Raw genomic sequence first — 10,986 nt, 5'->3', positions numbered from 1 at the left:
GGAGCTCATACCGGTTACCGCTATCATTCTCTTATCGCCGAGGCCGATGAGATATTTGCTGCTGACTTCACTCTCACGGCGCGTTCCGACGAGGGTGAGATCATTGCTCTCGCACACGGGCACCATCTGGGTGCACTTTACCGACCATGGTCATGCAATGCTTGGAAACTTTCTACGACTCGCAGAGAGCTTCTGAACATCGCGCCTTTTCACGATTCAGGAACAGAGTGATCGGTTCACCCAGGCTGCTCTAAGCACGAGACGCAGCTCTATGCACGAAGGTTATCTTCTTGCTTTAAGCAATCCATTGAAATGGCGCCTTGTTTGGATGGAATTGCTGCCTCGAAAGACCTTAACACTCAGGTTGAAATGAACCGCGGTCGGTGTCGACTACGACTGGCCCAGTGCGGTTAGGCGGCAGTCTTGAACGCTCAATCCGGAATTTGTCGACGCGCCAACGCGCAGCGCCCACGGGACTGATGATCATCCCGCGCAAGCCGGCTTAAGCCTTACTCAGGACGAAGTCCTTCCCGACCGAGATCGCGCGCAGATCGAGTAGGCAATGCAGGAGAGCCGACTTGCCTGACGCGAGAGCACGCTCGAAAGCTGGTGCGAATTCTTCAGTGAGCTCGACCCGTTCGCCATAAGCGCCAAAGGCCCTTGCGTAGAGGGCGAAGTCAGGATTTCGCATCTGTGTACCGATGATACGGGCTGGATATTCGCGCTCCTGATGATCCGTGCCGTGATGACCTGCTTGAGACACTTTAACTAACGTGGCCAGCGAAGCAGGCATCCCCGCTAGGGAGCAGCAGTCCTTGTCGGTCCGGAAAGCGGGGCCACGATTACGGTCCGACTGCTCTCAGGAATTCAAGAGATCGAGGATGTACCTAACCGCAAGCTCGGTGGTCGGGATGAGAAGGTCATCGGACACGCCGAAGGTCGGCGTATGCAGGTGCGAGTCGTTGCCAGGAGCTCGGCTGCCGAACCAAAAATAGATGGATGGCACACATGCGGAGTAGAATCCGAAGTCGTCGCTGCCGTCTCCGCGCTGCTTCGCGTCGCTGAACGCTTCGTGCCCGGCGGCGTCGTGCACGAGTTGACGGAAACGGTTTACCATTTCGGGATCGTTGACCACCGGCGGCTCACCGGTGCGGATGATCAATCCGGCTTGACCGCGGTGCATTGAGGCGGCACCTTCTGCAATTTCGCGAACGCGCTGGGTGAGCAACGCCCGACGCACTGGGCTGCGGGTCCTGACCGTGCCCTCCATGACGACCGACGGGCAGATTATGTTTGCCGCCTCGCCCCCACGGATAACACCAACGGTGACAACTGCACCGTCGTCGCCTGGCATTTCGCGCGAAACCACCTTCTGCACCTCGTTGACGAAGGTAGCTGCGATAGCGATCGCGTCGACGCCCTTAAACGGCGCCGCGCCATGCGCCATCTTGCCCGTGATCGTGAGCTTAAAAGAATCAGCGGACTTGGTCACCGCGCCTTCGCGCGCGCCGAATGTACCGGCCGGAAGATCCGGAGCGACGTGAAAACCAACCGCCCGGTCGAAGCCATCCAACAGATTCTCTTGTTCTACAGTACGCCCACCGAGCGGCTCAGCTTCCTCCGCTGGCTGGAAGAACACGCGCACATTGCCTGCAAAGTCTTCTCGAATCCGATTGAAGGCAAGCGCAGTTCCGAGCGCAATCGAGCCGTGCATGTCGTGACCGCACGCATGCATCACACCGTCGACTCGCGAGCGATAGGGAAGATCCTCACGCATCTCGCGGATTGGCAGCGCATCGATGTCGCCCCGAACCGCGATCGATCGCTTTGGGCCGGAGGCGGTGCCTTCGATATCAACATACAGGCCGGTATTGTGGAATACCTTTGCGCCATCGATGCCAAAGCGCTGCAAAATCCCGCGAATTCGCTCCTGGGTTTTCCATTCCGCATTCGAGAGCTCTGGCTCGCGATGCATGGCATGGCGCAGCTCGATCACCGCCTCCCGCTCGGCATTCGACAGGAAACTGTTGGTGCGTGTGGTCATTTCGATTTGAACCCTGATAAGCGCCGTTCGAGCGAATGCTATGCGACTAAAAACTATCTCGCCATAGACGAGAGAATCGCCCGAGTTCTAGCTTCTGCGCGCATAGATTCAGCTTGTTCTACTAACTTGGCGCCGGACTTCATCCTGGAAGCTGACAGCCTGCGGGGTCGACCCCTCCTCCGCGCGAATATTTCAATATAACCGTACTATGCGCTTCCTTCCATCCGCTCTGATCAACCCCGAGCGCGCCTTTCGTCGCCGCGCTTTCAGGCTTCGTGCAACATGCCGGCGCCCTGATTGCATCTGCCCGAAACTGCCACCGGCCGAAGAGCCAGCAGCGGATTGAGCACTGGCGCCGATAGTTGCCGTCGTCATGGCGCCCCATCTGCCACAGTCTGAAGAATGGGCGCCCTGGTTCCCGTAATCGGAGTCCAGGTGAGGTTGTGCGAGACCTGCAGCCGCTAGTGTCCTGAACCAGAAGTTCGCAACATTGCCTCGTGTTTTGCCGGGGCATTGTATCGGCAGAAGCGCTCTATGGAAGCGAGGATATCATCAGCGGACTTGGTGCATCGGAAGGATTTGGGATCGGCGTTGTGTCGGTCGATGAACGAAGCGATGTCAGCTCTGACGGCGGCGACGCTGCGATAGATGCCGCGCATGATCTTCTTATCGGTGAGGAGCGCGAAGAAACGCTCGACCTGGTTGAGCCATGACGAGCCGGTCGGGGTCAGGTGCACGTGGCGGCCTTTTAGCCAGCTATCTTTGGATCAATGGGATCTTATGCGTGACGTAATTGTCCCATGACGAGATGGACGTCGAGTTCGCGGGGCACGACAGCCTCGATCTCGTCGAGGAATTTGCGGAACTCGGCGGCACGGTGTCGTCCGTAGCACTTGCCGATGACCCGTCCGGCGCAATATCGAAGGCGGCGAACAGCGATGTGGTGCCGTGCCGCGTGTAATCATGGCTTCTTGGGGCCGGCTGGCCGGGACGCATAGGCAACATCGGTTGGCTGCGCTCCAGAGCCTGGATTTGGGACTTCTCATCCAACACAAAACGATGGCCCGCTCTGGTGGCGAGACGTAAAGGCCTACGACGTCGCGCATTTTGGCCACGAAGTTCGGATCGCTCGAGAGATTGAACGTCTCCATCCTGTGTGGCTGGAGCCCGAAGGCCCGCCAGATGCGCTGCACCGTTGATACCGACAAGTCGCTGGCCTTCGCCATGCCGCGAGAACTCCAGTGGGTGGCGTTCTCGGGGCTGTTTTCCAGCGTCTGCACGATCACAGCTTCGATGCGGGCATCGTCGATGGTACGTGGCGCCCCGGAGCGCGGTTCATCATGTAACCGGCCACACGCCGCTCCACAAAACGCCGCCGCCACTTACCTACCGTCGCCCGGTCCAGGACCAGCTTGACCGCCACTTCCTTGTTCTGACCGCCTTCCGCGCAGGTCAGCACGATCCGGGCTCTCAGAGCCAGTGCCTGCGCCGTCTTCCGCCGCATCGTCAGCGACTTCAGTTCGGCGCGCTCTTCATCGCTCAATGTCAGGCAGGCAAGTCGCGGGTCCGCCATCAGATCCTCCCTCGCTGCTAGCCTCCATCCTTGGCACGGCGAGGCGAATCTACTGCGAATCTAGGATTGCGAACTTGTGACTCGGGACACTAGGGGGCGATCGTGGCGGCCGACATCGACGAGGCCCGCACGACCGAGTTGCAGCTGGGATCTGTGCCGCAGCTCAGACCTGCGACGTCAGTCGGCAGGACGATCTCCGGCGTGTGATCGAAACGCCCGAAATGCGCTCTGGGCTTATCGACCCATTCTGTTCCAATGCAGGCATCGCCGCCGGCTTCCAATCGGATTTCGTCAACGCGCCGGCCGCGTAACGCGTCAAGCACCCAGCAGCCGAACCGCCAGTTTGCGGGACTCAGCAGTTCTTTCGATTCTTGTATGACGGGTGAGGCAAACCTGTCGCCTTCACGCGAAGAGTGTAGACGGAAGTACTCGCGGTCAACAGGCAAGGTCCTCAAGTCACCACCGACTAAGGCAACGTTTACGCAATTCTCCGGCGTCTCAATAATCCAGATCAGCTTCCGGTCCGGCTCGAATACCCACACGCTGCCAGCACCTGTGCAGAAGACTCGACCCGCCTCGTCGACCTTCATTCCGTCAGGGCAACCCGTCGATTTCGTCATGACATGCCAGCGGAAATATCGGCAAATATACGACGCCGGATCAACTTCCCATTTCTGTCGATCTCAGCGCTATCGTGTATTGGAAACATAAAGAGTTCGTTCGTCTTTGGACAGCGCTAGGCCATTCGGATATTCGAGCTTGGCCACTTCTCTGATCGAACCATCGGTCGCGATGCGATAGACGGCACCATGGCCCATCTCACGCTCCTGCAGGGGAATGCGATAATTTGGATCTGTAATGGTGACACTGCATTTTCGATGCGATAGGCACGACGGAGGCCGCCTTCGCAGTTGACCAATCGCCCTTGTAGGTCGAATGTACAGCCGTTTCCTCCTACCGTGTCGCGGACTTTCGTTGGCTTCTCACCCAACACCATGCGACAGAGGACGTTCGATCTCAAATCCACGAAGTAGACGCAGCCGTCTGGATCCCACAGTGGCCCCTCGGTGAACACGAGGCCAACGGCTACTTTTTCAATTTGCGCGGTCTGCACAGTGTCATTCAACATCACAATTTCTTTGGGCTGTTATTGGGCCGAGGATTTCTTGCGAGACCCCGAGCATCAACGCGCTGACTACTTCGTGGATGAACAAGCACGCGATCGCGAGCGACTGCTCGACCCGGTGGGGTGTGCTGGTGCGGCGTGTTGAGCTGCCATGAGGTTGGCGATCCTGTGAAGGATCGTACAACAGCACAGGTGGATCAGACCGTCATGCCCCCGGACACCTCGAGCACGGCACCATTCACGTAGCTGGCTTCGTCGCTCGCCAGGAAGCAATAGGCGTTCGCGATCTCCTCGGGTGTGCTCAACCGGTGCAGCGGCAGGCGGTGCTTCATCTCATTCAACACCTCACCGGAAACCGTGTCGAGGATGGGCGTTATCACGAAGCATGGCGCGACGGCGTTGACTCGCACGCCCTTGGGTTCGCGGCTCCAGGTTTGGTGAAACCGATGACGCCGATCTTGCTTACAGCGTAGTTCGTCCGGCCGAAGTTGCCGTACAGGCCGACGACGAGCTAGCGTTGAGGATGACGCCGCAGCCGCGCTCGACCATCGGCCCACTGACAGCCTGCGCGCAATGGAAGACGCCGCGCAGGTTCACATCGATCACGGCGTTGAGCTGCTCGATAGACATCTTTTGCAAGCGCGCGTCCTTGGTGATCGCGGCGTTGCTCACGAGGACGTCGATGCGGCCGAAGCGGCCGAGCACGCTTTGCGTGAACGATCTTGCGGTGCACGACATCTACCACCCAGCCTTCCGCCTGCGCGCCACTGCCGCACGGCTTCATCGACCCCAGCGCGAGACAGGTCCCAGACGGCGACAATCGCGCCTTCGCGCGCAAACTTGAGCACAGCCGCAAGGCCGATGCGTTGCGCACCGCAGGTGACGATGCAGAATGTCTTTCAGGCGTTGGATGTCATGGAACGGATGTGAGCTGCTGCAGCTGTGGGTAGTGGCGCGTTCGGGCGCACCAAGTGAACACGTCACCTACATTTCAATCACAATCAAAACGAAAACGGGTCTGGCTCGCTTCGCTTACCACCCACCCTGCCGTAGGCGAGGGGAAATGGGCTGTCATCAGCTTCGTCGGCGTGTCGATCAGGCGTGTGATGAGGTCGCGTATAACCTGGATTGCCGCTTCGCGGTCGTAACCGGGGTTGATCCAATCGGGCCGTGCGAGCTGGATCGGATGGTGGATGGCGTCACCACAGAAGATCGCATCCTGCGTCCGCGAGCACAGGTACAGGCCGCAGTGATGCTTTGTGTGACCCTGGAGAGGCATGTAGCGCACCTCGTCCGGCATCTCGTTCTCGAAGGCATGGTTATCTTCGACGAACGTCGCCAGGCCGCGCTCCACGACCGGCAGTACGCTGTCGATCCACGGCTGTTTTCGGGTCGGATGCGTGTTGCCCGACTCGATGGCGTCGCGCCACCATTCGAATTCACCTTTGCTGATCAAGTAGCGGGCGTTGGGGAACGTGGGCACCCATTCGCCGTTTTGCAGCCGCGTGTTCCACCCGACATGGTCGGCGTGCAAATGCGAACACATAACGAAGTCGACTTGTTCCGGAAGGACGCCTGCACGCGCAAGGTTCTGGAGGAAGGGTGTCTGCAGTCGATGCCAGAAGGGAGACTCGGGACGCTCTTTGTCATTGCCGCAGCACGTGTCGAACAGGATCGTGTGGTGTTGCGTGCGGATGAGATACGCATGCGAGCGCGTGATCAGCTTTCTCGTTCCTGGCTCCACTAGACGCGGACCCAGCCAGTGCTCATGTTCCGCAACGTCCTCGGGCGTCACGTCCTTCAGCAGCCAACCCGGTTCGAGCGCCAGATGATCGTATTCGGAAATCATGTCGACGCGAATGTCGCCGAAAATCTGGGTCTTCATGCCACAGCTCCTCTCGCACGCAGTGCAGCTATGTCGTCGTCCTGGAATCCAAAATGTGCCAGCACTTCATCCGTATGCTCTCCCGCCATCGGGGCCCGTCGGCTGGGGCTGTCTCCTATGCCCATCTTGACTGGTTTGCCCATGGTCCGGTACTTGCCGACTTTCGGGTGCTGGTGCTCGACCACGAGCCCCTCGGCGAGAACCTGCGGGTGATCGAACATGTCCCCGATCGATCGGACTGCGATACAAGGCACGTTGCCGTGCATCAGCTGTTCCCATTCGAGCGCGGTGCGCTGCATCAGCGCTTCCTTGATTAACGGTCGGATCTCGTTCTTGAGAGCAGTGCGCTTCTTCAGGGTGTCGAAGCGGGGATCGTCCGCCAACTGCGGAAAGCCGAGATGTTGGCAAAGGCTCTTCCAGAAAGCGGGCGTGGTGGCTTGAAGGTAGAGATAGCCCTCCTTCGTCGGATAGATCCCCGAGTAACTCGCCGGCCACCAACGTTCGACATCGCGAGGCTCGCTGTCCGCCCAGATGAACTGTCCGGCCTGCAACGTGATGGCTGACCGAAGCAGCGAGGCCTTGACATGCTGTCCTTCGCCTGTGCGCAGGCGGTGAACGAGCGCCGAGAGGATCGCAAAAGCGATCATGGAGGCTGAGTAATAGTCCACGATCGAACCGAGCATGACCTGCGGTTTTCCGGCATCCGTTCCTTGCATCGCAGCGATGCCGCTGAAGCACTGCAACATCTGGTCGTAGCCAGGATGGTCCTTGAGAGGGCCGCTGTCGCCGTAACCCGTGAACGAGCAGTAGATGAGATCGGGGCGCTTGCTCCGCAGGGTCTCGTAGTCAATACCGAGCGAGGGGGCAACGGAGGGCCGGAAGTTCTGGACGACGACATCGGCCTTCTCGACGAGTCGATAGAAAGTGGCCAAGCCCTCCGGGTCTTTCAAGTTGAGCACGATCGAGCGTTTGTTCCTGTTCGCTCCCAAAAACTGCCTGTTTTCTTCCAGGCTCGATGGATATTGCCGGGTCGCGTCGCCCCCTGGAGGCTCGATCTTGATGATGTCGGCTCCCACATCACCCAGCAGGGCACACCCATACGGCCCCGCGAGGTACGCGGTGAGATCGAGCACAACTATCCCCTGAAGGGCTTCGGTCATATCTTCCTCTTTGATCCAGGTTTGATTCGCTTGTGGACTGCGGAACTATGCACTCGTACTTCAGGTGCGAGTGCCTGCCGTTTAGTATGCGGGCAGCTCGATTTCGGGAATATCGCCGACGACCATCCCCGCTGCCTGAGCCTTCTTGAGTACATCGATCGCCGACCGGATATTCGCGTAGTCCACCAGCATAGACTTATAACGAACCGCAGCTTCGCCACGAGCAACAGCCTCCGCGAACGCAGAGACTATATCGCGCGCCTCGTCGATTTCGGTTTCGGATGGCGAGTAGATCTCGTTGATCACAGGAATGTGGCTAGGGTGGATTGCCGACGCCCAGGAGGCCCCCATGCGTTTGGATTTCTCGCCAATTCGCCGCACCAAATTGAGGTCATTCAATTGACCCGTCATGCCGCCGGCAATGTGCACAATCCCGGCGGCGCGCGCCTGCAGTACGGAATGCGCTCCGAAGTAAGTTCCGGCCTCGGTCGGGTCTTCGGGCTGCACGCCCAGGGAGCGAGCAAGATCGCCACCCGGCGCGCCCGTATAGCCGGCACGTTTGACCCGCGGCGACGCCATGCAGATCTCGTAGAACCTGTACATCGCCAGTGCAGTTTCCGCGTGCGGGCAAATCTCGATCCGGCCGAGCGGCAGCCCCCGCGACCTCTCCAACTCGCCAAGCACGAGGTCCAGAGCGGCAATGTCTTCCGGCCCTTCAGTCTTGGCAAGACCCACCCCGTCGAGGCCATCGACGACAACCGCATTAACGTCGTCCAGCAAATGCCCTGTGCGCCATCCGTTGAGCCTCACGAAGCGCCCGAAGGAGCCGGTGCGCAGCCCTTGAATGGCCGCGGCGACGGACTCGCGAGCCCCCGCCTTCTCGGCGATCTCGACGGAGTCTTCGAGATCAAACATCAGGGCATCTGCTCCGTATTTCGGCGCTTTCAACATCCAGTCGAGCTTGTGTCCAGGGATGTAGAGCATCGATCGATACAACTTAGCGTCGCGAAACATCTGAGGCATGAAAAACTTCCTTCGTCCGTAACCACCCGCGGGCGTTCGCGCTTTGGTGATAGCAACGTCGCTTGTTACTGATCAGGCTCAGGTGCGCCATTGATCGTCGCTCTTCCGATCGAGCTATCCTCGACCGGCAGATTCCATTTCTTCAAAAGCTGGACGTAAGTGCCGTCTTCGATGAGTTCATCCAACCCCTTCTTGAGAGACTCTCCAAGCTCCTTGTTCTCGTTCATGAACGCCATGCCGTACACAGCCCCGCCGACCGGCTTCGGGAGCATTATGTAGATGCCACCCTCCGACATATTCGAGTATGCGATCGACCCCGCCCCTCCCATGGCTAGGTCCACACGGCCTTGCTTCAATTCCAGTTTTGCCGTCGGTGTTCCGCCATCCATATCGACTTTTACCAGCGCAGGCCGTCCGGTTTTAACGCACACCTCATCATTCCACTTGTCGAGCGATCGAGTCGTTCCAACATTGCCGCGGAACGTCATCACCCGTTTTCCGCACAATGCGGCAGGGGTCTTGAGTTGCTCCGCGTTGGACTTGAGCGCGTAGAACGCATAGGGATCCTTCACGAAGTCAATGAAGCTCACACCTTGCGCACGCCTTGCGGCATGGCCCTGCATCCCCCCTCCGCCGTAGATATCAACGCGCCCGGTCTTGAGCGGAGCGAAGCTCGTCATATCCTGCCAGCTGAAAATCTCCCATTTGACCGTCGCACCGATCTTCTTGGCCATGGCCTCGAACAGGTCCCGGTCGAGTCCAGTAAATTCGCCAGATTGAATGTCCTTGAAAGCGAATGGTGGATAGGTGTTGATATCCCCCGCCTTGATGACCCGTGGGGAATTCTGCGCATTTACGGCGCCCACGAAGAGGCCTGCCGCGGCGAGTCCGCTCATTGCGAGACGGATTGCAATCCTGAAAAGCATTTGATCTCCGTCATTCCGGTTGTAGCTGACCCATCAACTCAGCACGACTGAGATGACGTCTCGCGTGCGGACTTGCGAGAACTTCGTGGGGAGGCCCGCTTTCTACGGCCAACCCACGATGCATGAGAAGGCCCGATTCGCCACTTCACGTGCGAAGTCGAGTTCATGCGTCACGACAATCATGGTGATTGCCCGACTTCAGCGACAGTGCGCATAGGCGCCTACTCCATTCGGCGATTGATAGGAGGACTTCATCCCGCCCCGCCGATCGACGGGATCACAAGGCAGACAGATTAGAGGAGTCTGGGACCGCATTTCTTCAAATTCACCCCAATTGGACATGAATTCCTGCACGATCCGCGGACAAGTGACGTCTTTATGTCCCGACCCCAAGAAGCCCGACGAGTTGAAGCCTGACCTCTATTAAGACGTTTGTAGAAGGCTCTGCTCACCCGGCGCGAGATAGCGTCGAAGGCCTACAGCATGACGGTGATGCTCGATGGTCTGATCCGCGGCCGCACTGACGTAATCAAGGCCCCCGCGCTCGGCCCACAAATCGTCTTCGAGCGCTTGTCCCTGTTCGCTCCAAAAACTGCCTGTTTTCTTCCAGGCTCGATGGATATTGCCGGGTCTTTCGTGGAGGCCGATCTAGAGAGGATGGCGGTAGTCAAGGCCTCGACGGGTTCGGCGGCAACGCGGGGCGTGGTCAGCAGGACGGCCGACAGACGAGAAGACCCCACAGACCAACATCACCGACGCCACGACCTGCCCGCTTGGCCGCGCTGCACTCCCCGAACTTGCGGAGGTAATCTGGTTGGCGTGGCGGTGGCCGCCGCTGGAGTGAATGTGCAGCGCATCGCCGGGGGCTGGCTCGTGCTCAGCCTCACCGGCAACGCGACCGCGGTCGGCATCGCCACCGGCCTTGCCTTGGCGCCCACGCTGGTGTTCGGGATGGCCGGGGGTGGTGTCAACGGCGCGCGGAATCTCCTCAGAAGTGGCGCCGCAAAATTCCCCAGCTTGGCGGGATGGCGATCAGCCGTCGACGTGATCGGCACCTCCGTTTTCTCGGTGGTCGGCCCCGGCGTTTCAGGTCGGCGGAATGGGTTTTGCGGTTGCCTGCGTCTTGTGGCGGCTCGGGGACGAGATCGGCGTGTTCGCGTAAGCGATAGCTCGAGCCCTCGATTTGAATGAAGACAGCGTGGTGAAGGAGACGATCGAGGAGCGCGGTTGCCGAACACGACAGAGTACC

At 59.3% G+C, this 10,986-nt stretch carries 8 protein-coding genes and 4 pseudogenes; 1 reads left to right on the top strand and 11 read right to left on the bottom strand.

The genetic code is table 11. The features are described from left to right. Window positions 1-231 (top strand): annotated as a pseudogene (locus FXV83_RS43670) (hypothetical protein); the annotation flags it as partial. Window positions 232-502: 271 nt separating this feature from the next. Here the strand turns inward: FXV83_RS43670 and FXV83_RS39735 are convergent. The 11 genes and pseudogenes from FXV83_RS39735 to FXV83_RS45565 all read right to left on the bottom strand — a co-directional run. Then, a pseudogene (locus FXV83_RS39735) lies at window positions 503-733 on the bottom strand (thiamine pyrophosphate-dependent enzyme); the annotation flags it as partial. A 126-nt stretch (window positions 734-859) separates the two neighbouring features. Further along, window positions 860-2,044 carry a M20 metallopeptidase family protein gene (locus tag FXV83_RS39730; protein ID WP_148745494.1) on the bottom strand — a complete coding sequence of 395 codons (1,185 nt, stop codon included), beginning with the start codon at window positions 2,042-2,044 and terminating at the stop codon, window positions 860-862. A gap of 461 nt (window positions 2,045-2,505) precedes the next feature. Next, window positions 2,506-3,617: pseudogene (locus FXV83_RS39725) on the bottom strand (IS630 family transposase). An 89-nt stretch (window positions 3,618-3,706) separates the two neighbouring features. Next, a pseudogene (locus FXV83_RS39720) lies at window positions 3,707-4,435 on the bottom strand (SMP-30/gluconolactonase/LRE family protein). A gap of 505 nt (window positions 4,436-4,940) precedes the next feature. After that, on the bottom strand, window positions 4,941-5,153 hold the full coding sequence (locus FXV83_RS45050) for an SDR family oxidoreductase (protein ID WP_210250794.1): 213 nt from the start codon (window positions 5,151-5,153) through the stop codon (window positions 4,941-4,943). Window positions 5,154-5,205: 52 nt separating this feature from the next. Beyond that, window positions 5,206-5,481: an SDR family NAD(P)-dependent oxidoreductase gene (locus FXV83_RS45045; RefSeq protein WP_210250793.1), complete on the bottom strand. Its 276-nt coding sequence runs from the start codon at window positions 5,479-5,481 to the stop codon at window positions 5,206-5,208. Between the two features lie 253 nt (window positions 5,482-5,734). Next, the gene (locus FXV83_RS39705; RefSeq protein WP_148745491.1) at window positions 5,735-6,628 is read right to left on the bottom strand and encodes an MBL fold metallo-hydrolase; all 894 of its coding nucleotides are present in this window, start codon (window positions 6,626-6,628) and stop codon (window positions 5,735-5,737) included. Further along, on the bottom strand, window positions 6,625-7,788 hold the full coding sequence (locus FXV83_RS39700; protein WP_148745490.1) for a CaiB/BaiF CoA transferase family protein: 1,164 nt from the start codon (window positions 7,786-7,788) through the stop codon (window positions 6,625-6,627). Before FXV83_RS39700 ends, FXV83_RS39705 begins: the two co-directional genes overlap by 4 nt. Window positions 7,789-7,869: 81 nt before the next feature. Further along, window positions 7,870-8,811, bottom strand: coding sequence for an HpcH/HpaI aldolase/citrate lyase family protein (locus FXV83_RS39695; RefSeq protein ID WP_148745489.1), 942 nt, complete (start codon window positions 8,809-8,811; stop codon window positions 7,870-7,872). A gap of 65 nt (window positions 8,812-8,876) precedes the next feature. Next, window positions 8,877-9,737 carry a transporter substrate-binding domain-containing protein gene (locus tag FXV83_RS39690; RefSeq protein ID WP_148745488.1) on the bottom strand — a complete coding sequence of 287 codons (861 nt, stop codon included), beginning with the start codon at window positions 9,735-9,737 and terminating at the stop codon, window positions 8,877-8,879. Window positions 9,738-10,725: 988 nt separating this feature from the next. After that, window positions 10,726-10,980 (bottom strand): ATP-binding protein, encoded by a 255-nt coding sequence (locus FXV83_RS45565; RefSeq protein WP_430648978.1) that lies wholly within the window; start codon window positions 10,978-10,980, stop codon window positions 10,726-10,728. Between the last annotated feature and the right edge of the window lie 6 nt (window positions 10,981-10,986).

The organism is Bradyrhizobium hipponense (genome assembly GCF_008123965.1).
GTDB lineage: Bacteria > Pseudomonadota > Alphaproteobacteria > Rhizobiales > Xanthobacteraceae > Bradyrhizobium > Bradyrhizobium hipponense.
This window is presented reverse-complemented; position numbering and strand designations above follow the sequence as displayed.

Excerpts from the sequence above, each read along its gene's own strand:
- FXV83_RS45045 (WP_210250793.1), bottom strand. The coding sequence starts at position 5,481 with ATGTCGTGCACCGCAAGATCGTTCACGCAAAGCGTGCTCGGCCGCTTC.
- FXV83_RS39700 (WP_148745490.1), bottom strand. The coding sequence starts at position 7,788 with ATGACCGAAGCCCTTCAGGGGATAGTTGTGCTCGATCTCACCGCGTAC.
- FXV83_RS39730 (WP_148745494.1), bottom strand. The coding sequence starts at position 2,044 with ATGACCACACGCACCAACAGTTTCCTGTCGAATGCCGAGCGGGAGGCG.
- FXV83_RS39695 (WP_148745489.1), bottom strand. The coding sequence starts at position 8,811 with ATGCCTCAGATGTTTCGCGACGCTAAGTTGTATCGATCGATGCTCTAC.
- FXV83_RS39705 (WP_148745491.1), bottom strand. The coding sequence starts at position 6,628 with ATGAAGACCCAGATTTTCGGCGACATTCGCGTCGACATGATTTCCGAA.
- FXV83_RS39690 (WP_148745488.1), bottom strand. The coding sequence starts at position 9,737 with ATGCTTTTCAGGATTGCAATCCGTCTCGCAATGAGCGGACTCGCCGCG.